A 24967-nucleotide genomic window follows, 5' to 3' on the forward strand; every position below is an offset into this window, starting at 1 on the left:
AAATACTATCTGTAAACACCGTTAAGGTAGGCCCCAATATTTCAGAAAAATCCTACCATCGAGGATCTTTTCTGAATTAAATATTGCCAATTTTAAAATCAATCGAATTGTGGTGCCGCCGCAACTTCCATTCCGAATCATCCATGTCATTAATGAAATTTCTGACATTTAAGTCTTCATTTTTAATCCATCGCGAGTTCCACGATAAAACGAAGAAAATAATTTTTTCGTAAACAGACGCCATTTCAAAAAACGAGTGAGGGTAAAATAAGTAAACGCCACTATTTTATGTATCGGTGAAAAATTTTTCTTGATGAAATAAATTCGATTACGATGAGCATAGTAAATTGAAAATGGCGACGTTCCCCCGCCAGTACTACTGCTTACTTTGTGCCATACCTGGCCTGCTGCCCAATAGTAGACTTTATATCCAGCCAAACCCGCACGCCATACAAAATCAGTATCGTCATGGTAGACAAAATATTTTTCATCCATGATGCCTACAGTATCAAAAACCGAGCGATGAATGAGCATAAAACAAGTCGGCGCATATTCTGTGTAGCCATCCTTATCATACTGGCCGGCATCTTTCTCTCCTTCGCCTGTATGATTGGTAGTACCTATCCATCGATTAAAACTGCCCCCAGCACACCAGATTTTTCCCGAATCAAAAAAATATATTTTAGGAACAATCATTTTTTCCTGGCGCGCATCAGCCAATGTCAGCATTTCTCCCAACAGATCAGGGTTATTAAACTCAATATCATTATTGAGCAATAATACATATTCACATCCCATTTCCAATGAAAAATTAATACCTTGATTGTTTGCCGCGGCCACACCGACATTCGAGGTATTATGCATCAATGTCACATTCTTGAAACCGTATTGTTCAATCAATTCCTGTGCTTTCACATAAGAACGATCATCCAGACTATTATCAATAATAAATAACCAATAATCCTGCATATTTTGCTTTGACAGGCTTTCGAAAAATCCAGGCAATACCGATGCGCTATTGAATAGTACGGTTACCAGTCCGGTCTTGACTGTCATTTGTACAAGCCTCGCTGTTTCATTTCGGCAATGCTTACTTCATAGGCATCCGCCTGCACCGCCTGCTTATTGACCCATTCGGTGAACAACTTGATACCTTGCTCAAAACCGACCTCTGGTTTGAATCCAAGCAAACGTGTCGATTTGCTCAGGTCGGCATAATTATGCCGGATATCACCCAATCGATAAGCGCCAGTTACCTTTATTGGTACATCAATGCCATAAGCATGCACCAGTGACTGCGCAACCGTCAGTACATCGGTGGCGACACCTGCACCAATTCCGAACACTTCACCATCGGCCTCATCCTTTGTTAACGCCAAGGTCGTCGCAGCAACAATATCGGAAATAAAGACGAAGTCACGGCTTTCTTTGCCATCTTCAAAAATGCTCAAGCCATTGCCATTCTTGATACGTGTTGAAAAGATGGACAGGATACCCGTGTAAGGATTACTCAAGGATTGACCAGGGCCATACACGTTCTGATAACGCAGTGCAGTAGCACCAATGCCCAGTGAGGCACATACTGTCATTACCATCTGTTCCTGATTCTGTTTGGTAATGCCATAGACTGAAGATGGATGAATCTTTGATTCCTCATCAGTTGCCAGCAAGCTCAATGGTGCACCGGTCTCAGGACATAGCGGTTCAAAGCGGCCGGCCTGCATGTCTTCATCTTTCCGCGCACTTGGATAGACGATACCGCGCGCGGCGGAGTGATATTTCCCTTCCCCGTAGATGGAGCGGGATGACGCAACCACGACCTTTTTGACCTGATACTTTCCATTGGCCAATAGATCCAGCATCAGGCCAGTTCCGCCAATATTCACGTCAACATAGCGCTTTATTTCATACATCGACTGGCCAGTACCTGTCTCAGCGGCAAGATGTACAATGGCATCCTGCCCTGGTAAGACTTCGCGCCAAGCCGCTTCATCACAAACACTTCCAACGACAAAACGAACCTGATTTTTGATGCTTTGGTACAAGGGCGACGATTCAGCCGGGTCAATGCCGTGAATTTGAGGGGACAGGTTATCCAGCACGGTAATCTCATGCCCTAGCTCAATCAGATGAAGAGCCAGATTTGAACCAATAAAGCCTGCACCGCCTGTAATAAGAATATTCATCTTTCTTTCCAAAAAATTATTTAATTATTTTTTCCCAATGCTTATCATCAGCATTATATTTTTTTATCAGTTTAGCCGGAGATCCCGCCACAACAGAAAATGATGGAAAACTTCTCGTTACCACACTATTTGCAGCGACGACACATCCTTCGCCCAACGTTACTCCACTGCCAATAAACGAATTAGCACCAATCCAGCATCGATCACCGATAGTAATCGGCCCTTTTGATACCAATTCCGTGTCTAATCTGGACTTCTTGATATCTTCATATCCGTGATCAAAATCTGTCAAAAATACGTTGGGGCCAAACACAACCTCTTCGCCAATATTCATAGTAAAAGCTGCAGTCAGATTAAGATATCGATTTGCAAAAGTCCGCTTGCCGATATTAATCCTGCTACGGAACTCCTGGCTGCCGTAACGTTTTACCGCATACAATATTGCTCCACGCTCAATTCGAACTTCATCGCCAACAAAAATGCGGCCAGCACCAAAAACCTGATCCGGTTTTTTTATCCAAGATTTATTACCTATCTTCCCAAAGATCAAAGAATAAATAACACGACTCTTTATTTTAGCGCATATACCTTGAAAGTATGAGTAAAAATCAAAAAAGTCCATTTTTTTGAATTTAGAATATTTTCCTGAAAATATATCCAGCACAGAAACTCCATACGATTATTTATTACAAATACCTGCATCTCACCATTCAAAAATAAAACAGGTTGGTACAGATAGATATCTCAAGGACATAATATCAATGTCTTTCCCATTGTTTCCGCTCAAAAGAATATTTCTTGATTAACCTTGCGGGATTTCCGGCTACTGTAGAATATTCCGGTACATCTTTTGTAACGACCGCGTAAGCTCCGACTACCGCGCGTCGCCCAATTCGGACATTGGGCAAAATGATCGCGCCATAACCGATCAGCACACCTTCGCCTATTTCAACATAATTATTTTCAACATCAATTCTGTCAGCTATTTTCCCAGAATTTAAGACATCGGCATGGGGGTGATTTACATCAACAATTGCCGCGCCGGCAGCAATAGAAACGTTATCACCAATCGATATATTGCAGCCACACACGATATGAACATTTTGCTCGATATTGACATTATTTCCAATAGTCAACTTAGGGGAGGAATGATCATTAGCCATGACAACTTCCAGGCGTACGCCTTGGCGGATAACCACTAAATTTCCAATAAAAATTCTATGTGGATTTACAATCAGCAGAGGTTTGTAAATGGCCACCGAACGCCCGGAAGAGCCAAAAATGAATTGATAGAAAAGAAGAAATTTCATTTTTGAAAAAATTAAATCAATGCGATTTTTGATCTTATAAAAATTTAATCGATTTATTTTATATGTATCCATAACCCAATTCCATTTCGGCGCAAGTATCTTTATTTTCTCTGAATTTTAAGCATGCTTTCGCGCTCTACGTTATTTAATTTCTCAATACTTTCGCCTGAAAGATTATTTTTTTTCTCATATATCTTCATTAACAATATGCTTTGATAATACATCATTTGTAAAACGAAGAACAAGCCTGGCTTACCCGCCTTATAAGCCCGCCCAAATATATAATTCTTCAAGAAACTTTTTGCAAGGTGCAAGAAAAGTCTAAAACTACTGAAATCGGCATGCTCTTGCGCTTGTATATCAGTATACCTATCTATAGTGGCCAGATAAGACTTAGCAGTATTTGATATAAAATGCCTCACAAAATATATTTTTGAATTTAAAAATAATATTTTATCGTCAGAAACGGCGGGCTTACCAAAACTATGAATAACATTTCCGACAAAATCGATAGCATTTTTCTCGAAAATTCGATTCAAACGATCAGCATAAGCATCATGACAAAATCTTCCATAATAATAGTTTTTACGTGCGATATTAACTATTTTATACTTTCCACTTTCGACTGCCTGAATAATGACATCAAGTGTTTCATGATCAAGAAGTTCATCTGCAAACCCCCAGTACAGCCAAGTTGTCTCAACCCTATTCTGAATGCGCTGAATAGTCTCATAATCCTCAAACCAGCCATTATTTTTATTCAAAAATACTTCCGCGCCCATCCTTTCTGAAATATCTCGTGTGGCATCCGTACTATGATTATCTACAATCAATATACGTGCCCATCCCGAAAAATTTCGTATCACACGCTCAATTCTTGCCTCCTCATTATAAGTAAAGATTACAAAAGTAATCTTATCCGAATAAGCCATAACACCCTCCATTATTTCATTTTATTAATTCTTGCTACATGCCAGATCAAAAATGTGGCAATAAATATTTGCGATAACGCTATTGGTATTCCAATAAGAAATGCGTCTTGGGGCCAGTAGGTCATTACAAGGAGCCCCCCAACTGTCGAGCCAATTGCTGCCACAACATTGTAAAAAATCATTATTCTTGCAGCGTTATTCAGCATCAGAAAAACAGTGGCAGCACCTATAACCATATTCCCTGCATCAACCAATACACCAAAGCCAATTGCATGCGCATATTCGACATAATCATTTTTTGTCAAAAATAACAATGCATATTTCCCAAATATAAGTGCGGAAATTACCATCAGCAGAGTTAGTATCAATGCATTTCTAATATAGGTTAAAGTGTACTTCCCTTTAGTTTCATATATTCTTGGCAAAAATAATTGAGCATAGACAGATGATATTGCAGCCATTCCTGAAGATCCAAGATTGCTTACAACTGTATATATTGCAGCAGTGGCTGGTGCGCCGGCCCATACATACATCAACCTGTAGAATTGCAATTGCGCCAGATTACATATGGCACCGATCGATAGTGCATAACATTTTCGAAATACAGTTTGATAGTTTTCGATACCTTCATCACTCCAGCTATAAGGAAGGTGCTTTGAAAAATAAATTCCAATAATTAAAATTTCGATTGAGAATGCAAAAACTGTCGAATACAATAATAACTCTGCGCTCGCATCAAAGTACATCACTGCAATAAGAAACAATACGATTTTCAATACACTTTCAAATATTAAAATATTCACTACAAAAATCTTATGACCGCGATTATTCAGCAGCCCTCTCGAAAAGCCACAGAGATAAAATAGAAATGCTGTAAGATAAATTCCAAAAAGATCAAAAAATTCTATCTTTCCCAAATACCAGAGCGGCACACCAAAGGAGAGACAAAGAAAGAGAGCAAGAAGACACACCCGTTGGTTTAAATTCCATATCATACCCAATGGTATGATTTTCCCCGACAATGCCAACCTTGCCTGTAAGTAATAATCAATGGGGACAAATACCAATGAATTCATTACATAAGATAGTGTAACAAGATAGAAATATTTACCTATCTGGTCAGTAGAAAGATTATTTGTATAGGTCTTAATAAAAACAAACCCGATACAAATTGAAACTATTCTTAAAATAATAACCAATGCGGTTGAAAATATTTTCTTTTCTTCCCATTTTGAAAATATTTTTTTTAACATTTCTTAAATACTGACATGAAAAAGAATTTCTCTATTTTATTTTCTGCTAGCCACATGGCATCAAGAAATTCTCATCAAATTTTTCAAGTTGATCACTAATTCCAACCGCTCCTGAATCACGCTTCTTTGTTTAAGCAAGTATTTTTTTGCATCAGATCAGATAAAATGCTCTGGATACCTTCAGCCATGGAAACCCTTGAACTCCAGCCTGTTTTTACGATCAGATTTTCAGTATTCGCCTTGGAGCACATGATTTCTGAGCTTCTATATGGTAATGCACCAAAATTCATTTCTGTTTTCGAATTCGAAAAGGAGTGAATCATAGTTATAAAATCCTTGAGCGAAGTCGCCGTACCAGTTCCTACTTCAAACTCGGTATAGTTTCCTTCGAAACTATTTTTAGCATAATGCAATATTCTATCAAATGCAAACACGACATCATTCACGTGGACGAAATCACGAATCTGATTTCCTGGAGTAAAATCAATGACCGCCTCATGACGAAGTAACCTTTTCGTTACGTCTGTAATGAATTTACTATCTGCATCACCTGGTCCATACATATGCTCCAGACTGACATTTATAAATTTCATTTCATTAATATCGCTGAAAGATTTAGCAAAATCATGAAAAATCTTCTTTGATTTAATATATTTATTTAAATATCCATAATCATCATCTGCTTTGCAGAAAAAAGTACTTGCATTGATGAAGATGTGAATATTTTTTGCTTTCGCTTTTTCCATCAAATTTAGAGGGAAAATGACATTGGAATTTAAGATTTCGGATACCGCTTCGCCCTTGTTTCCATAACAAGTGGCAGTATGAATAACAGCATCTATTTCAGAATTAAGAAAGTCCAAACCATCCTCAATATCAAATAGCTCCAGCTTGTCTGATATCAAATCAATTTTGGACGTCGACGACGATTTCCGTTTTAAACCGATTACGGAATGACCAGTCTCAATCAAATATTTCGCGAGGCGGCTACCTAAAAAACCGGTCACTCCTGTAATCAGTACTTTCATAATTAGAAATTCACACCAAAAAATTCTTCAATTTTACTGATTGAGAAATCCATCATTTCCTTGGTCAAGCCAGGAAACACGCCAATCCACAGGGTATCGTGCATGATACGGTCCGTATTCGTCAGCTCGCCCGAAACACGATAGTTGCGACCGATCATGTATGGCTGGCGCGTCAGATTGCCGGCAAACAGAAGGCGCGTGCCGATCTTGTGCTGATCCAGGAACGTCAGCAGGTTGACACGGTCAACATTGGCTTCCGGACGCAAGGTGATCGGGAAACCGAACCAGGACGGATCCGAATTGGGCGTCGCTTCCGGGAGGATCAAGAACTCCGCGCAGCTCTGCAGGCCGTTTTTCATGTAGTTGAAGTTGTCCTTACGCGTCTGCACAAAACCTGCCGCGCGGTCCATCTGCGCCAGACCGCAGGCTGCTTGCATGTCCGTGATTTTCAGGTTGTAACCCAGATGGCTGTAGGTGTACTTGTGATCATAGCCTTCCGGCAACGTACCCAGTTTGCAACAGAAACGCTGGCCGCAGGTGTTGTCTTTGCCCGGCGCGCAATAGCAATCGCGGCCCCAGTCGCGGAACGATTCAGCGATGGCTTTAAGTTCCGGATTGTTGGTAAACACCGCGCCGCCTTCGCCCATGGTAATGTGGTGTGCAGGATAGAAGCTCATGGTACCGATGTCGCCGAAGGTGCCGCACATCTGGCCGTTGTACGTGGCACCCAGGGCGTCACAGCAATCTTCCACCAGCCACAGATTGTACTTTTTGCACAGTGCGACGATGACTTCCAGGTTGAACGGATTACCCAGGGTATGGGCCAGCATGATGGCCTTGGTCTTGTCGGTGATGGCCGCTTCTATTTTCGAGGCATCGATATTATAGGTGCCCAGTTCCACGTCAACGAAGACAGGAACGGCACCGAACTGCAGGATGGGATTGACGGTGGTTGGAAAACCAGCAGCCACACCGATAACTTCGTCACCAGGCTGGATAGCGCGCGCACCCAGTTTGGGCGACGTCAGCGCCGAGAAAGCCACCAGGTTGGCCGAAGAACCGGAGTTGACCGTGATCAGGAACTCGACACCGATGAACTTGGCCAGGCGCTGTTCGAATTCGTCATTGAAACGGCCCGTGGTCAGCCAGGCGTCCAGCGAGGCTTCGACCATCATGCCCATCTCAGGCGCGCCAACGACTTTACCGGCAGGTGGAATCACCGTCACACCCGGTTCGAATGGTTTCGGTACGCTGGCCAGTGCGCCATATTGCGCCACCAAGGCGGCGATTTGCTCACGGATTTGTTGTTGGGTCAGTTGTTCGCTCATGGTACAGCCTTCAATTTATTAGGTAATTTATTAGGTATTTTGATATGTGGCGATTTGCGCCAGCGTCATTGCATGCATGTCAGCACTCTGGTCGCACGCCTTATGCCACTCGACAATTTTGGCGATGGTCTGGCCAATATCCCAACGCGGATGCCAGCCCAACTGGCCGCGTGCCTTGGAACAATCGAGTTTCAGATAAGTCGCTTCATGCGGATGATCCTGGCCATCGAGCGACCAGGAAGCGCCGGCGCCCCACTCTTGCGTCATGCGCTCGATGATCCATCCGACGGGCTTGGCGTCGGTATCGTGCGGACCAAAGTTCCAGCCCTCGGCATGCATGGGGCCTTCGGTGTACAGTTTTTCCGCCAAAGTCAGATATCCACTGAGTGGCTCGAGCACGTGCTGCCACGGACGGATGGCGTGGGGATTACGGATCATCACCGGTTCGCCAGCACCAATGGCGCGCAGCATGTCGGGAATCAATCGGTCCAACGCCCAGTCGCCACCACCGATGACGTTACCGGCGCGGCCGCTGCCCAGCGCCACGCCGTGCTCGGCGTATTTGTCGGCATGAAAGAAGGAGCTGCGATAGCCAGCTGTCACCAACTCGGCGCAGCCCTTGCTGTTACTGTAGGGATCGTAGCCACCCATGGCCTCGTTTTCGCGGTAACCCCACGGCCATTCGCGGTTTTCGTAGCACTTGTCGCTAGTGACGTTTACCACCGCGCGCACGCCAGGCGTGGCACGTACGGCCTCAAGCAGATTAACCACACCCATTACGTTGGTGGAATACGTTTCCACCGGATTCACGTACGAGTAGCGTACTAACGGCTGTGCGGCCATATGAATGACGATATCCGGGCTGGCTGAGGCCATAGCGCGCTTGACGGCATCACCATCGCGCACGTCGCCAATGATCGACCGCATGCCGCGCCCCACGTTGGCCACTTCAAACAGGCTGGGGGTGGTGGGCGCTTCCAGCGCATAGCCGGTCACGTCGGCGCCAAGCTGCTGCAGCCACAGGCTCAGCCACCCCCCCTTGAAACCGGTATGACCGGTGAGGAAAACACGTTTTCCTTGCCAGAACGCGGGATTCATCAAGCTGCCTTCCAGGGCGCCTTGCCCGACTGCCACAGTTCTTCCAGCTGTACCTTGTCGCGCAGGGTATCCATCGGTTGCCAGAAACCACGATGAAAGAAGGCGTCAAGTTGCCCCTCCTTAGCCAAGCGCTCCAGGGGCTGCTTTTCCCAGGTGCTGCTGTCGTCTGCGATGTAATCGATAACTTTGGGCGACAAAACGAAATAGCCACCATTGATCCAGGCACCATCACCCTGTGGTTTCTCTTGAAAACTGTTAATTTTCTGACCATCCAGAATCAGCGCCCCAAAGCGGCCAGGCGGTTGGGTCGCCGTCAAGGTCGCGAGCTTGCCATGCGCTTTGTGGAAGGCGATCGATTCGGTGATATTGACGTCGCTGACGCCATCGCCGTAGGTAAAGCAAAATGCCTCTTCACCTTCCAGATACTGCTTGACGCGCTTCAAGCGGCCACCGGTCATGGTTTCATCACCGGTGTCAACCAACGTGACTTTCCACGGCTCAGCGTTGCGCGCGTGCACTTCCATCTGATTATTCTGCATATCAAACGTTACGTCCGAGGTATGCAAAAAATAGTTGGCGAAATACTCTTTGATGACGTAGCCTTTATAGCCGCAACAAATAATAAATTCATTGACGCCATGCGCCGAATATGTCTTCATGATATGCCACAGAATCGGTTTGCCACCAATTTCCACCATCGGCTTTGGTTTGGTGGACGTTTCTTCACTAATACGGGTACCCAAACCACCGGCGAGAAGGACTGCTTTCATTTTTTCACCAAAAATATATTTAAAAACAATAAAAATCTTTAAAGCAACACCAAGCAATAAAATCAGTATAAACAAATCAACATTACCAAACCTTGGACAACTTTACCCAACGCTCTCTCGATTTCTCATTTTCCCGTGAAAAACGATAAAATTCGCGCATGAAAATAAAAAATATTGAAAAAACAAAACCAATAATAACTGAACCTATCAAAATAAAAATTCTTTTCGGTTTTGATTTCCTCTCAGCAGGAACAGCCTTATCCAGTATTTGAACACTTGAAGACTCTTTTGCCTCATCGATCTTGGCTAATTCATATTGCTTCGAAAGCAATTCAAAAATTGTCTCGTTATACTTCACATCGCGTAATCCACGGATATATTCCACGCCAATGTCTGGCAACTTTGACGTCGACACAAGCGCATCTCCACTCCTGCTTTCTGGTCCACGTTTTAATTTTTCAACTTGGCTCTGCAGACCTTGGATTTCCTGTTGCAAGCGAATGACTTCCGGATTGTTATTGGTTGCAAAACTTCGCATTGCTCCAAGTTGCACCTCTTTCGCAGCAATTGCCCCTTCCATTTGCGCAACATTAGAAATAATTCCTTTTACCTGACCTTCAAGCTGAATAATTCCAGTATCTTTCTGAATGTTACGCAAAGCAATTTCAGAGTCGGCAAGGTCATTTTTTGCCTTCACCAGCTGTTTCTCAAAGAATAATCGCCGCTGTGAAGCATCTGTTATAGCCAGATTCTGCGTCAATACCGACAACTCGGAAACATAAGAATTAGCCAATTCTGCGGAGAACTTTGGATCAGTATCTTCTACAGCAATCGAGATAATTCCTGATTTTGCGCTCGTGATTTCGGCGATTATCTCAAGCTTTTTCCGAGCATCATCGAGAGTATCTACATCAAATTTCTTCTTCAAATCAAATTTATTAATCAAATTATCAGCCACAGTCCGGCTCTCTAACATCCCGACATAAAGGTCACTCGGGTTCTTCAATCCAGCAATCCCCCCTGCCGCATTGGCCAACCCGCCCAGTTGCCCCAACATTGCCGCCATACCAGATCCTTGCTGTTGTTGCGGAGGCAAAATAGTAGACTTTGACAAGAATTTCGGACTAATAATGAAAAATACTGCTGCTATTCCAAGCAACAAACAAAGAAAAGGAATAGTGAATAGTATTTTCTTATTTTCACCAAGCAGCACCAATAAATCTAGAATATGAATATCATTATTCTTCTCAGCCGCAAGCACACTTTCCTTTTTTCCCACCATTTGCTCAGACATCATTTTTTCTTTCAAGTAACAATCTATTTTAAATCCGGAATACGACTCCAGATTTAACGAACCGTAATCACTTGACCACAAACTTACTGCAATCGGTGATTAAAAATTCAAAATTAATGGAAAATTAAATATGATATTTTCAATCAGTCCTTCAACACCTTCAAACCTGCGGCACCCAAACCAAACTGGTAAAAGATTGCTGTCCAGTCCTTCACGCTCTGCATGAATGTGCTGCGTTCGATTTTCTCAGGCACCACGACAGTATCACCAGGATTCAACGCCGCGCCGCCAATACCGCTGAACCAGCCTGTCCCCTGGCCACTCTGCGCCGTGCCATCGGCACGAATCACGTACATTTCGGATTTGTCCGCGTTCGAGGTGATGCCACCAGCTTGTTGCACATAGTCATTGACCGTGCGCTGTGGGCGGTAGACAAAGGCGTTTTGCTGGAATACCGAGCCAAGCACATCCACAGTGCCTGGGCGACGCGGGATCAGAATGGTATCGCCATCCTGCAAGGGCAAGTCGGGCAAGTTCTTGATTTGCGTATCGACACCTGGCAGATCCAGAACAATGCGGCCCTCAGCCTTGATGCTGCGCAGTTTTTGTGCGATGCGGCGCTGCTGCTCGACTTCGGCCGCAGCCTTCGCTGCGTTATCCTTGTCGCCAGAGGCGGCCATACGCTGGGTAGCATTCGATTCCAGGTCGCGCTCAAAACGGTCCGCCACTTCATTCAACTTGACTTGCTGGGCACGCCGTACGGATTCACGGTTCAACTGGGTGGCGTACAGATAGCCGTTGTCATTCACGCCGCCGACACGGGCGATCAGTTCACGTAAGGTTTCACCTTTTTTCAACAAGAAAATGCCACTCTGCTTTGCTTCGCCAGCCACGCGCACGTATTCATTCTGGATTTGCGCCTGGACCGGCACGGCACCCGGCGCAAATACGCGCAGCACATCGGTTGGTTTTACCTGGATACTCGCCAATTGGCTGCTTGTGACTGTTTGGTCGGCGATCAGTTCCACCACCGTTTTGTATTGATTGTTGACGTTCTTTTCAACGATCACTTGCTTCGTTTCCGCTGCCGAATCAAAGCCGCCGGCCCAGGTCAATACATCGGACAGGCTGGCATTGCCTTTCAATTCGAAAATGGCCGGCTGTTTTACGTTGCCCGTCAAGGCCACCAAGGGACCGACTTCCGGAATGTAAATAACATCGCCATCGCGCAGGGTCACGTCGCGGCTCTTGTCGCCCTTGACCAGCATGTCATACAAGTCGAAGGTACTGACGGTATCCTTGCCGCGCTTGAGCTGGATATTGCGCATGCTGCCGGTAGCGTCCGGGCCACCCGATGTAAACAGGGCGTTGAGCAGGGTGCTCATGGAATTCAAGGTATAGGTGCCAGGTCGCACCGCATGGCCGACCACGTACACTTGCACGGCGCGCGTTTGCGCGATGCTCGCTGTCAGGTCGAAATTGGTATAGATCTTGCCAATGGCTTTCTTCAGGTAGCCCTGCAAATCCTTGTACTGCACGCCGCTGACCTTGATGGAGCCGACGCGTGGGATGAAAATCGCGCCGCTGCGGTCGACCGTGGCGCTGACATCGATATCGACCATGCCCCAGCCGCGTACCTGCAACTCGTCACCCGTGCCAATCACATATTCCTGGTTCACCTGGACACCATCGAGCGGTGCAAAGGTGGATGGCACATCGCTGAACAGATCCTTGCCGAAGATGTTCAGTTTCTGCCCAGTGACGCCATCGACATACGTTTCAAAAGCGCCGGCCTTGGTAGCTGCCGCAGCCTGTTTGCCGAGATTATTGGCAGCCAGCGCTTTTTCCTGGCGCGGATCGCTGCGGCCGCTACGAATACTAGGCAAGGAACCTGCGCCCGACTCGCTTGCCTGTGCTCGAGACAGGTTCGAACGCGGCATGTCAGCCATGTCCAGATCCTGCCCTGCGGCATAGGCCGAAGTTGCACCCAGCAGGCAAGCCGAGAAAATCACGTGTTTCACGAAAGGCGGGGAAGTACGAAGTTGCTTTTTCATGCTGGTCTTTGTCTGGATAAATGATGTTGTATGAGTAAAGGGGCGCCATGCGCGCTTAATACTTGCCCTGCCAGGTCACGCTGATTTCTTTCGGTCCGGGATTGATCGACAACCCCGATTTGCTCTGGTCGCGCTGCGCGTGCCACAGCCAGCTACCCATGGCGTAACCGACGATGCCACCGGCGACCGTATCGGACACCCAGTGCTTGCGGCCAAATACGCGGCCGGCGGAACCGACGGCGGCCACGCTGTACAGCCATGGCGCATCGTATTCCTTGGCAAACGGCGTCACGGCGGCAAAGCCGATGGCGGCATGCGCGGAAGGGAACGCGGAGTTCGAGCGGGACGTACCGCTGCCGACGCGGCTCCACGCTCCGCGGTCTTCCTCCGGACGGGCGCGGCCAAACGCATATTTGCCAGCCACCGCCACGCCCGTTGCCGCAGCAACCGATTGCAGGGAAATGAGTCCCGTATTTTGCATGCGCTCATCGCCCAGGGCGAAAGCGGCGGCGGCGGCGCCCACTGCCGCATACGGCATGGCCTTGCCCAGCTTGTCCCAGTTGCGGTAGACCTTGGAATCTTCATGTTTCTTCACGAAACGGTCCACCGGTTTGTCGGCCAGCGCGGAGGCCACCACCACGCCGCCGACCACCGCCGTCGCCTTGAGCCATTCAGGGGCGCTCGGCGTAGCAGATGCGGATTGCTCCAGGCGCGCGCGCATGGCGGGCCATGGGCTGACAAAAGGCCGGTCCGGCGGATTGACGGCAGGCAGGTGCTGTTCGTCCGGGCGCTCGGCAAAGTTACCCAGGCCATCGTAACTGTGCATGTCGGCGCGCGGACGCTCGAACATGTCGTACAGGTCGCCCGGCGAAGCCACCATCTGTCCCACGTCGCGTGTCCATGGGGCGATGGCGAAACCGGCCGTCGATTGCGTGTCCATCGGCAACATGCTGTTCAGCGGTACGGACATGAAGATGCCACGGTCCTGGTATGGCTTCGATGGCGTACCGGGGCTGGTGATATCGTTGCCGTTGGTATGCGTGTACCAGGCGCCGACTTCGATACCGGACTGGAAGCGGCGCTTGAATTCCATGCGCACGCCCGTATCTTTGGCAAGGAACCGGCCAGCGCGTGCCGTGACGGTAATGTCGTGCGGCAAGCGATAGTGCAGCGAGCCGATCGCCGTTACCGTCTTGTAGTCGCGCGAATCGAGCAAGCCTTTGTAACCACGCTGCTGCAAGGCATCGACGGCCACGTCGGCCGCCCAGCGGCTATCCTTCGGCAGGTACAGCACCTGGCCGCCCACACCACGGAACATGTCTTCATACAGGCCGGCCGACATGCGGGTATATACGCGCTCGGCGGGATTGTTGTATTTATTCAGCAAGACGCGGCTCAGCGAGAAACGTCCGCCGCGCAAGTATTCCGCGATATCGGTACGCACGTGCGGCAAGTTACTGTTCGATGGCTGCTTGACGCCCGATACCGTTTCCAGCAACTGCAGGCTGGCGGCGCTATTCAGGTACAGGCCGTCGCCCAGGCGGCGGTCGTAATTGGCCACGGCCGAAATCGAATAGCGGAAGGCGCCGCTCGGGTCGTTGAAGAAGAAGCCTACCTTGGGAGCGACCTTGAAGCGGTTCGCCTCCCGGTCCAGCGATTTGATTTGCACCACGTCGCCATCGACGCCAACGCCGACGGCCAGCTTGCCGTCGTCCTTGATGACATCGGCAGCCTTGCTGGCAACCGGCGCGGACACGGCAGGCGCAGTCGGCACAACGCCAGCAGGTGCCATGGCAGGTGCCGGTGCAGCGGCCACGACAGGCGCCGGCTTGTCGAGGAATTCCTGCAGCCAGCCTTGCTGGTCGTCCCGGATGACATCGCTTTTCTCCGGATAGCGCAGCAGCACGACGTCGAGGAAGGCCTTGCGGTCGATCTTGCCTGCCAAATAGTCATTCAGTTTGGGCAAATCAAAGAATTCGTAAGTGGCGACTGGCTGGTCCAGCTTGGTATACGTGATGCGCAGGGTCGTCACGCCCTTCGGCGTGAAGGCGACAGCAGTGCGCGCGGCACGGCCAACGGCGCGGCCCATGTTCGAAATACGGCTGTTCGTCAGGCTCAGGCTGAGAACATTGCCCTCTTGCTCGACACGGATATTCTTGTAGTCCTGCTTTACCAGGGCATTAACCAGGTCGGCGCCATACACGGGGTCGCGGTGCCATTCTTCCTTGCTCGGCAGCGGTGGCGGATTCTTGTCGTCCACGAAATACGCTGGCTCATACACCTTGGGGACAAACTCGCGCTCGCCAAACGGAATGCTGATAAAGGCATTCAGGCTGAACTGGTCGCGGCTGCGTGCCGCTTGCACGGCAAGCCAGCCCCAGCGGTACTCCAGGCCCACGGACGCGCCTTTGCGGCGCTTGCCCGCATCCGTTTCGCTGGCGCGGAAGTCGCGCAAGTAATTGGTGGTATCGTATTCGGCCACCACCGACCAGCGCGGCAATGCCGTTGGGGTCCAGCGCGCGCCGGCAAACACGCCGTCCGGGCGTTTATTGGCATAGCCCAGGCTCGCTTCGATATTCTTGCTGGCGCCAAAAGTCTTGGTGGCAACCACATATTGGCCCTTGAACAACTCGGTACCGAACAAGTCCGTCATGCCGACGGCGACAGACGGCATCCACTCCGTTTCCGTCCACAGGCGCAATTTACCGTCGACGACCTTATCCTTGTAGCGGCCATAGCCACTGCCATATTCTCCGGGCACATTGGTAAAACCGGGAATGCCCGTGATCGACACATAACGTCCCGTCATCTGCAGGAAAGGCAGAATATTCGCCGTGGCCCATAACTGGCCATACGGGCTGTCATAGCTGTAGCCGACGCTGAAGGTGCCGTCCGTTTCCACCACGGCACTGGGCATGTTGATATACCCGGATTGACCACCATGATTCGGAGTCGCGGCCATCGCCGACGGCGCGCCAAGCACCAGACAGCCACACCAGGTATATTTGATTGATTTTCTGAGTACGCTTAACAAATCCGGCTACCTAAAATATCCTGCACCTGGAATTCCTGAGAATGTATTCAGAAAATCAATGAGCTTGGGGAAACGTGAATGAAACGAAAAAAGGCCAACCGACGGGCATGTTGCAATGCCACGCATCAGTTCGCCACTAAAACTGGGCACACCCGTGCATCAAATCGTTGCTTAATCATGCCTCAGGAATGTATGTCGCAGAATTTTAACATTGTTTTCTTGTAGCAAATGCTTAACTTGTTTCCCTTGCGCCACACCTATCTACGCGGCGCAAACACCGCCTGTGGCACGGTGGCACGCCGGAACAATCACTTCAAACTGCCAAACACTTTGCCGATAATCTTGCTGCCGTAGGCCAACGGATTACTACGGATGGCTTTTTCTTCCTCACCGATCATCAGGTACAGGCCATCGAGCGCACGGTCCGTGACGTAGCCTTCCACCGTCGACTGCTGCTGCGGCACGAGTCCCGTCTTGCCGATCTGGCTCATGGTGCTGTTGTATTTGCTGGCCAGGCCGGAACGGTCGGTCACGGATTTTACGATGGGCAAGAATTTGACGGCCAGGGGGGCAGAGGTCTTCTGGCGGAAAAAGTCCGTCACCGACGTGTCGCCACCGGACAGGATATTCTTTGCATCGGTCACGCTCATCGATTTGACCGCGTCGAGCAACAAGGGCTTGGCCATGGGCACAGCCGACTCGGCGGCACGGTTCATCGACACCACCAGATCATCCAGCTGCTGGCCGCGGCCCGTCATTTTCAGCAAGGGTTTGGCTTGCTCCAGGATGCCGGGCAGCTTGATTTTGACCTTGTCGTTGTTCAGGAAACCATTTTCGATGCCCAACTTGGCAACGGCGGCGGCCGAACCGGCTTCCAGCGCCGCCTTCAAGCCATTGCTGGCATCCTGGTTGCTGAGAGCATCCAGGGGATTGGCGGCGCCTGCGCCGGACGACAGCAGCGCCAGCGCGCACAGGATGGCGGCGGGACGGCCAGGGAAAGGGTTCAGGCGCATGGTTTTCCTTTTTAAAGAATAGTCAGACCACCTTCTTCTGGCACCTTAGCACATCAAAACCGCGAATACTGCAGCATTTTTTGGCGTCTGAGGGGAAACAAGGGGGACCGCAGATGGCGGAGGAAAGGGACTATACAGCACTTGCTGTTGTATTCGCGCACGTTAATGCCGGCGGCATAGCTTAGTCTGCTATCGCCGCCAGCTGTTCGCGCACCCGCGCCAGATCCGTCTCGCGCATGCGCGCCGTCGTCTGGCGCAAGGATTTTTCCGCACCGGCCACGCCGGCCGCCAGCGCCATCGACAGCCAGATATACGCCTGCTGCAAATCGAGCGGGCCACCCTGGCCGCTGGCCGCCATCAAGCCCAGATTCATTTGTGCCCGCGCATGGCCCTGGCGCGCGGCCAGCGCATACCAGTCCCAGGCGGCGGCATAATCCTGCGGCACATCCTGGCCATTGTCATGCCGCAGGCCCAGCGCGAACTGCGCCAGGCTGTGGCCCTGCGCGGCGGCGCGGCAATAGCAGGCGCAAGCCTGCTGGCTATCGGGCGCCGGGCCATCGTCGCGGTCATGCAACACTCCCTGCATGTATTGCGCCGGTGCGTAATCCTGCTCGGCGGCGCGGCGGTACCACTCCAGCGCCAGCGACAGATCCTGCGGCACGCCCTGGCCATGTTCGTAGCGCAGGCCCAGGTCGAACTGGGCCCGCACATGCCCCTGGTCGGCCGCCTTGCGGTACCAGAAGATGGCTTCCTGCGCATCGGCAGGCATGCCCTGCCCATGCTCGTACAACAGTCCCAGCTGATACTGCGCGGCGGGGAAGCCCTGCCCTGCCGCCTGGCGGTAAAACACCTGCGCCCGGGTATAGTCCTGCGCGCCATGCTCATGGTGCAGGCCCAGATTGTGCTGGGCCGCCGCGTGCCCCTGGCCAGCCGCCTTCACATACCACGCAAGCGCCGCCTGTTTATCGCAGGGCACGCCCTGGCCATTGTCGTAGATCAGGCCCAGGTTGAACTGCGAACTGGCGTGGCCCTGCTCGGCCGCGCGCCGGTACCAGGCGATCGCCTGCCGGCTGTCCTGCGGCAGCACGTCGCCATTTTCATAGCGCAGCGCCAGGTTGAACTGGGCCGGCGCATAGCCTTGTTCGGCCGCCTTGCGCATCCAGGCGGTCGCCTGCTGGCGATCCTGCCGCACGCCTTGGCCATTGTCGTAGCGCAAGCCCAGGTTGAACTGGGCGCGCGCATAGCCCTGTTCCGCCGCCTTGCGGTACCAATTGATAGCTTGCACGAAATCCTGCGGCACGCCCTTGCCATTGTCATACATCATGCCCAGATTATTTTGCGCACCCGCGTCGCCCTGTTCCGCCGCGCGGCTGAACCACAGCATGGCTTGCGCACTATCTTGCGCAAGACCCTGGCCCTTGGCATACAGCCAACCCAGGTTGTACTGCGCCGCCGCGTAACCCTGTTCGGCCGCCTTCTGATACCAGTGCGCGGCCTGCGCAAAATCCTGCGCCACGCCCTGCCCCTTCTGGCACATCACGCCCAGGTTGTACTGCGCGTGTTCGAGCCCCTGCGCGGCGGCCAGGCCATACCAGTGCAGCGCCAGCGCATAGCTTTGCTCGATACCCTGGCCATTGAAATGCATGAAGCCGAGACTGTGCTGGGCATTCGCATTGCCCTTCTCGGCCAGGCCCTTCAGGCGCAGGAAATCAGCCGTGTAATGAGCGGCCGTGGAATGCGCAGCCGTAGAACGGGGAGCGGCGAGCGGCATGGGTCAGGCCTCGATGGCCAGCGTCCGGGACGCTGCGGGAGCCGCATCGGCGATCAGGCGATTCTGCTCCTGCAGCACACCGATGAAGCTGCCCAGCGAAATGGGCCGGTGGTACAGATAGCCCTGCATCGTGGTGCAGCCCTTGTCCTGCAGGTAACGCGCCTGGCCTTCCGTTTCCACGCCTTCGGCAATCAGGTGCAAGCCCAGTCCACGCGCAATCGAAATGATGGCCAGGATGACGGGATAGTGTCCCTGCTCGTCGTGAATTTCCTTCACAAACGACTGGTCGATCTTGATGGTGTGGATGGGGAAGCGGTGCAGGTACGACAGCGACGAATAGCCGGTGCCGAAATCGTCGATGGCGACCGACACGCCCAGCTGGCACAGCTTGTTCAACTGCTCGATCGCATATTGCGGGTTGCGGATGCAGATGTTTTCCGTGATCTCCACTTCGATCTTTTCCGGCGCGATGCCATAGCGCGTCAGCGCGCCGCGCATCTTCTCGAAAAAGTCGCCCCGGTCCAGGTATTGCGGCGACAGATTGAGCGACAGGCGCACGGCCTCGCCACCAGCCGCGTTCCACTGCACCAGGTCGCGGCACAGGGCGCCCAGCATCCAGTCCGAGATCGGCAGCATCAAGCCGTTTTCCTCGGCGAACGGCAAAAATTCGCCGGCCGTCAGCAAGCCGCGCTGCGGGTGGTTCCAGCGCATCAACCCTTCGGCGCCAACGATGCGGCCCGTCATCACGTCCACCTGCGGCTGGTAATACATCTCCAGCTGGTTCAGCTCCAGCGCCTTGCGCAGGCTCTGTTCGAGGGCGATCTTCTGGTGCGATACGTCGAGCATGGACTCGTGATAAAAACTGTGGCCGTTCTTGCCCAGCGCCTTGACCTGGTACATGGCGATATCGGCGTGGCGCAGCAGCTCGTCGATGGTCTCGCCGTCGCCCGGATAGATGGCGATGCCGATGGAGGCCGAGATATGCACCTGGTTGCCATCGAGGTCGAAGGGCTGGTGCAGGCATTCGAGGAATTTGTCGGCGATCAGGCGCGCATCCTGGCGGTCGCGCAGTTCCGGCAGCACGATGGTGAATTCATCGCCGCCCTGGCGCGCCAGCGTGTCGCCGCGGCGCAGGCAATCCTTGAGGCGCAGCGCCACCTGCTGCAGCAACTCATCGCCCTTCACGTGGCCCAGGGTATCGTTGACCAGCTTGAAGCGGTCCAGGTCGATGAACATCACGGCCAGTTCCGTCAGCTTGCGGCGCGCCTGGATCACGGCCAGGCCCAGGCGATCCTTGAACAGCATGCGGTTCGGCAGGTCCGTCAGGATATCGTGGTAGGCCTGGTAGGAAATGACTTCTTCGGCGCGCTTGCGGTCGGTGATGTCGCGCGCCACGCCGTAGGTACCGAAGTATTCCTGCTTGCGGGCCTCGTGATCGAGGTTGTGCATGCCGATCGAATTGAGCGGAACCGTCATCAGCGTGTTGTTGAAGGTACGGTCGCTGCCGCTGCCACTATGGCACTTCAGGCGCAATTCCACATTGCGCGAAGCGCGCTCGTCGAGGCGGCGTTCATTGAAGGCATAGCGCGCCCGCTCCTGGTCTTCATCGTGCACGAGGATGGAATAATGGCTGCCGATCAGCTCTTCGCGGCTAAAGCCCAGCAACTGGTGCACCCTGTCGTTGATGAAGGTGATGCGGCCTTCGTGGTTCAGGGTATAGATGATGTCGGGCGAGCTGTCGACCAGGTAGCGGTACATCTTTTCCGAGTTTTCCAGCTGCAGCGCGATGCGCTCGTTCTCCAGCGCCAGCTTGCGCTTTTGCAGCGCGTTCTCCACCGTCTTGAGCAGCTCTTCACGGCTGTATGGCTTGCGCAAATAGTCATAGGCGCCGCGTTTCAGGGCACCGATGGCCGCCTCGATACCGACGTCGCCGCTCATGACGATCACGTCGCCCTCGATGCCGCGCCGGTTGATGTGGTCCATGATTTCATGGCCGCTCATGTCGGGCAGGCGCAAATCGAGCAGGATCAGGTCGAAACGCAGCTTCGACAACTGCGCCAGCGCCTCGCTGCCGCAGGTGGCCGTGTACAGCTGGTAGCCCCGGTCCTTCAGCAATTCGTGGAGGGAAGCGAGCAGACGGGGTTCGTCGTCGACCAGCAGGATGCGCGGGCTGTTTTCCAGGTCAAATGGAATGGCGGAGGAGTTCATGGACGTTACGAAGACAAGGCGGTATTACCGGGCGCGGGCAGCGCGGCTGCAGCGCTCGTCGGCAAGGGAATGGGCAGCAGGATTTCAAACGAGGTGCCCGACTTGCTGCTGCGGCAGCCGATCACGCCATGCAGGCGCGTGACCAGGTCATGCACGATGGACAAGCCCAGGCCGTGATGCGCCCCGTCCTTGCTGCTGCGTACAGGGGAAAACAGATTGGCCAGCACTTCCGGCGCCAGGCCGGCGCCATTGTCGCTGACGCACAGTTCCAGATACAGGCGACGGTCGCGGTTGACGTGGCCACGGTTCGCCACTTCGATGCGCCCGCCATCGGGCAAGGCTTCGACGGCGTTTTTCAGCAGGTTGAGCAGGATTTGCTTGAGCATGCCGGCATCGGCCTCCACCTCGCATGGCGCGTCCTGCATGCGCGTGACCACCTCGATCTTCGGCGGCAGGAAGTCGGTGGCACGGAACAGGCGCAGCACATCGTCGACGACGCGCGCGCAATCGGTGACGCCGCTGGCGGCCGCCGGCTGCAGATCGGCCAGGCCGCCGATCAGCTGGCCGACGCGGTCGATTTCCTCGTTCAGGATAGCCATCTCGCTGCTGACCGGCTCCTGTTTCTCCAGCTTGTGATCGAGTACGCTCAGATAGTTCTTGATGATGGACAGCGGGTTATTCACTTCATGCACGACGCGGCGCGACGCGGCGCGGTATTCCTCGGTCACGTGATCGAGCTGGCGCCGTGCCAGGCCGCGCGCGCTGATGGCCGCTTCCAGTGCCATGGCGGCCTGGTTGGCATACGCGCGCAAGAACCCCTCGCGCTTCTGGCAGGCGGGAATCTGCCAGGCCGCCACGCCGCCAATCAAGACGCCCAGGCTGCGCTGGCCCGACACCAAAGGTACGCAGACCAGGCTGTCGGTACCAAGAATGCGGAACAGCTGCTCCTCGACGATGCCCAGCGCGGGCATGTCGCGTTTCAGGAACGCCAACTGGCACTCCAGTGCGGAGGCGGCCAGCGGACCGCCCTTGGCCAGCGGGATCGAAAAGCCGGCCAGGCGCTGCTGATGTTCGCCCGCCGCCACGCCCACCAGTGCATGACCGGTGGGGTTTTGCAGCAGGATGACGGCCGTATCGAAATCGAACAGGATGCGCGCCGAGCGCGTGATGGCTTCGAGCAGGCTGCTCTCGCCCTCTTGCCGGGCAAAGGTCTGGCCCACCTCGGACACCAGCACCATGTTGCGTACTTCGTCGGACAGACGCTGCTGCACCGGATCGACGGCTGGCGGCGCATACGCGGGCGGCGTGGCGACATCGTCCGCGCCGGCCAGGTCGATGCCCAGGTGCTGCGCGGCCTGCGCCACCTGGCGCGCCACGCTGCCGGCCAGCTCTTCCAGTACCTCGACGTCCAGCGCGCACAGGCTTGCCGCCTGCGTAATCGACTCCGCATCGTCGGCATGGCAGCACAGCAGGTGCGCCAGGCGCACGATGCGGATCAAGGGATGGCTCGCTTCCAGGCGCGCCAACGGTTCATGGTGATACAGCACGCTGTCGGCCAGGAAGGAATCGAGATGCCAGCGCTCGATCAGCCAGGCGCCCGCTTCGGCATGCGTAATCTGCAAGGTGCGCAGCTCCACCGCGCACAGGGCTGCATCGTCGCGCGCCGTAAAATTGAACGCATATTCCTTTGGCGCCGTGGCCAGCAAGGCCAGGCGGCCCACGTTATGCAGCAAGCCCGCCAGATACGCTTCCTCGACGTGCGGATAGGCCATGGCCTTGGCCAGCGCGCGCGCCATGACGGCGGCCGACAGCGAGCTTTTCCAGAAGGCGCGCAAATCCGTGCTGCCGGAATGGGGGAAGCTGTTAAAAGTCTGGAAAACGGATTCGCTGATGACCAGCGTCTTGATCATGTCCGTGCCCAGCGACACGAGCGACTGTTCCAGACTGGCGACCTTGCCCTGGCGATGGTAGGCCGAGCTGTTGGCCACGCCGAGGATCTTGCTGGTCATGCCGGCATCCTTGGCGATCAGGGCGGCCAGCTCCGGCATGCCGGCATCGTCGGCCTGCAGGTGGGCGATCAGCTTGATGAGAATCTGCGGCATGGCCGGCAGGCGGGCAATCAGCAGGCGATTGCGAATATCTTGATCAGATTGATGCATCGTATCAGGCATTGCCGGTTCGAAAAGGATGAGCGCTTAGCAGCGAAGCGCGGCCACGTTCAGAGGAATCCTCCACTCCTGTAACCAAAAAAATATCGCCTGAGAGGATGCCGGGAAAAAAAGTCATCTTATCATAAGCGCCGGATATTACTTGCAATATAGAAAATTAAGTTGAAATAAATCCAGCGTTCTGCGATGGAAACTTATGCCTTGAAGGAACCCAGCAAACGGTGGCGGAAGCGCCGCGATAGCAGCCACAGAGCCAGTGCCAGCCCCGTAAACGCCAGCTGCCCGGAGGCCAGCCACAGCACGGAACCGGACAGCAGCGGCGAAATCACGCCAGCCACCACGGCGCCCAGCAAGGTACTGGCAAACGACTGGCAGGAAGCGACGGTACCGCGGATATGCGGGAACAGATCGAGCGCCAGCAGGGTCGCGCCCGGCCCCACCAGCGACATGCCGAAGGTGTAGAAAAACAGGGGCAGTACCGACCAGGGCAGCGACGGCGGCAAGAACAGGTGATACACGACATTGACGCAGGCGGCGCACAGCAGGAAGGCAAAACCGATGCCGATCTGGCGCGCGAAAGTGACCTTGCCGGCGATGCGGTTGGCCGCCGCGGCGCCCATGAAGATGCCGCTCACGCACGGGATGAACAGCCAGCCGAATTGCGATGGCCCCAGGCCCAGTTGCTTGGGCAGCATTTCCGGCGCGGCCGTGATGAACAGGAACAGGCCCGCGAAATTGAGGGCGACGATGCCGGCCTTGATGTGGAACAGGGGCGAGCGCAGGATCTGGCCATAGCTCGACGCCAGGAAGCGGGGATTGAAGGGCTGGCGCTTTTCAATCGGCAGGGTTTCGGGCAGGCGCCAGTAGCAGAACGCCAGCAGCACCACCGTGTAAAAGGCGAGGAACAGGAAGATCGAGCGCCAGTCGAACCAGATGACGATCCAGCCGCCGAGAATCGGCGCCACGGCCGGGGCGATGGAAAAGATCATCGTCACCAGCGACAGCAGCCGCGCCGCCGCCGCATCGGCATACAGGTCGCGGATGATGGCGCGGCTGATCACCACGCCGGCGCCGGCCGAGACGCCCTGCATGATGCGGAAGAACCACAGGTAGTGCACCGTGTGCGCCGAGGCGCAGCCGAGCGAGCCGATGGCAAACATCAGCAGGGACACGAGAATGACGTTGCGCCGGCCGAAGGTGTCCGAGATCGCGCCATGCCACAGCACCATGCCGGCAAAGGCCAGCATGTAGAACGTCAGCGACTGCTGCACTTCCAGCGGCGACGCCTGCAGCGAACCCTGGATCGCGCCAAAGGCAGGCAGATAGGTGTCGATCGACAGGGGGCCGAGCATCGACAGGCCGGCCAGCATCATCGCCAGCGCACCGCGGCTCAAAGGCGCCATGTGACTGGGCGTGGGAGGCGGAACGGGCGTGACCGGATCGGGCGGCACATCGGCCGGAGGGGTGGGAAACATGGCGGATCCAAAGTGGCGCGCGGACCTGTATTGGTCCGCGCGCGG

The 24967-nt window shown here is 53.3% G+C and carries 18 protein-coding genes; all 18 read right to left on the minus strand.

Annotation, left to right across the window (positions count from 1 at the left end):
- Positions 1 to 168 precede the first annotated feature (168 nt).
- On the minus strand, positions 169 to 1056 hold the full coding sequence (locus tag AC07X6_RS18050) for a glycosyltransferase family 2 protein (protein ID WP_494791896.1): 888 nt from the start codon (positions 1054 to 1056) through the stop codon (positions 169 to 171).
- A complete protein-coding gene (locus AC07X6_RS18055; protein ID WP_494791897.1) occupies positions 1053 to 2186 on the minus strand; it encodes an NAD-dependent epimerase/dehydratase family protein in 1134 nt (377 codons plus the stop codon). The genes AC07X6_RS18050 and AC07X6_RS18055 overlap by 4 nt, the downstream gene beginning before the upstream one ends.
- Before the next feature lie 16 nt (positions 2187 to 2202).
- Positions 2203 to 2850, minus strand: a complete 648-nt coding sequence (locus AC07X6_RS18060) for an acyltransferase (RefSeq protein WP_494791898.1) — start codon at positions 2848 to 2850, stop codon at positions 2203 to 2205.
- A gap of 94 nt (positions 2851 to 2944) precedes the next feature.
- Complete coding sequence (locus AC07X6_RS18065; protein WP_494791899.1) at positions 2945 to 3568, minus strand: acyltransferase; 624 nt, start codon at positions 3566 to 3568, stop codon at positions 2945 to 2947.
- A 29-nt stretch (positions 3569 to 3597) separates the two neighbouring features.
- The gene (locus AC07X6_RS18070) at positions 3598 to 4428 is read right to left on the minus strand and encodes a glycosyltransferase (protein ID WP_494791900.1); all 831 of its coding nucleotides are present in this window, start codon (positions 4426 to 4428) and stop codon (positions 3598 to 3600) included.
- Between the two features lie 11 nt (positions 4429 to 4439).
- Positions 4440 to 5681 (minus strand): polysaccharide biosynthesis protein, encoded by a 1242-nt coding sequence (locus AC07X6_RS18075; protein WP_494791901.1) that lies wholly within the window; start codon positions 5679 to 5681, stop codon positions 4440 to 4442.
- A 116-nt stretch (positions 5682 to 5797) separates the two neighbouring features.
- Complete coding sequence (locus AC07X6_RS18080) at positions 5798 to 6709, minus strand: NAD-dependent epimerase/dehydratase family protein (protein ID WP_494791902.1); 912 nt, start codon at positions 6707 to 6709, stop codon at positions 5798 to 5800.
- Between the two features lie 2 nt (positions 6710 to 6711).
- On the minus strand, positions 6712 to 8037 hold the full coding sequence (gene rfbH, locus AC07X6_RS18085; RefSeq protein ID WP_494791903.1) for a lipopolysaccharide biosynthesis protein RfbH: 1326 nt from the start codon (positions 8035 to 8037) through the stop codon (positions 6712 to 6714).
- A 30-nt stretch (positions 8038 to 8067) separates the two neighbouring features.
- A complete protein-coding gene (gene rfbG, locus AC07X6_RS18090; RefSeq protein ID WP_494791904.1) occupies positions 8068 to 9135 on the minus strand; it encodes a CDP-glucose 4,6-dehydratase in 1068 nt (355 codons plus the stop codon).
- Positions 9135 to 9905: a glucose-1-phosphate cytidylyltransferase gene (rfbF, locus tag AC07X6_RS18095; RefSeq protein ID WP_494791979.1), complete on the minus strand. Its 771-nt coding sequence runs from the start codon at positions 9903 to 9905 to the stop codon at positions 9135 to 9137. The genes rfbG and rfbF overlap by 1 nt, the downstream gene beginning before the upstream one ends.
- 82 nt (positions 9906 to 9987) lie before the next feature.
- Entirely contained in the window at positions 9988 to 11214 is a 1227-nt protein-coding gene (locus AC07X6_RS18100) for a GumC family protein (protein ID WP_494791905.1), read from the minus strand.
- Between the two features lie 128 nt (positions 11215 to 11342).
- Positions 11343 to 13253 (minus strand): SLBB domain-containing protein, encoded by a 1911-nt coding sequence (locus tag AC07X6_RS18105; protein WP_494791906.1) that lies wholly within the window; start codon positions 13251 to 13253, stop codon positions 11343 to 11345.
- Between the two features lie 55 nt (positions 13254 to 13308).
- Positions 13309 to 16170: a YjbH domain-containing protein gene (locus AC07X6_RS18110; protein WP_494791907.1), complete on the minus strand. Its 2862-nt coding sequence runs from the start codon at positions 16168 to 16170 to the stop codon at positions 13309 to 13311.
- A gap of 425 nt (positions 16171 to 16595) precedes the next feature.
- Positions 16596 to 17300 carry a DUF4197 domain-containing protein gene (locus AC07X6_RS18115; RefSeq protein WP_494791908.1) on the minus strand — a complete coding sequence of 235 codons (705 nt, stop codon included), beginning with the start codon at positions 17298 to 17300 and terminating at the stop codon, positions 16596 to 16598.
- Positions 17301 to 17481: 181 nt separating this feature from the next.
- On the minus strand, positions 17482 to 19071 hold the full coding sequence (locus tag AC07X6_RS18120) for an SEL1-like repeat protein (protein WP_494791909.1): 1590 nt from the start codon (positions 19069 to 19071) through the stop codon (positions 17482 to 17484).
- 3 nt (positions 19072 to 19074) lie between these two features.
- Entirely contained in the window at positions 19075 to 21279 is a 2205-nt protein-coding gene (locus tag AC07X6_RS18125) for an EAL domain-containing response regulator (RefSeq protein WP_230539152.1), read from the minus strand.
- Positions 21280 to 21284: 5 nt separating this feature from the next.
- Positions 21285 to 23438 carry an HDOD domain-containing protein gene (locus tag AC07X6_RS18130; RefSeq protein WP_494791910.1) on the minus strand — a complete coding sequence of 718 codons (2154 nt, stop codon included), beginning with the start codon at positions 23436 to 23438 and terminating at the stop codon, positions 21285 to 21287.
- Positions 23439 to 23641: 203 nt separating this feature from the next.
- Positions 23642 to 24922 carry a multidrug effflux MFS transporter gene (locus tag AC07X6_RS18135; protein WP_494791911.1) on the minus strand — a complete coding sequence of 427 codons (1281 nt, stop codon included), beginning with the start codon at positions 24920 to 24922 and terminating at the stop codon, positions 23642 to 23644.
- Positions 24923 to 24967 lie beyond the last annotated feature (45 nt).

The organism is Janthinobacterium sp. GW460-12-1-14-LB5 (assembly GCF_059423585.1).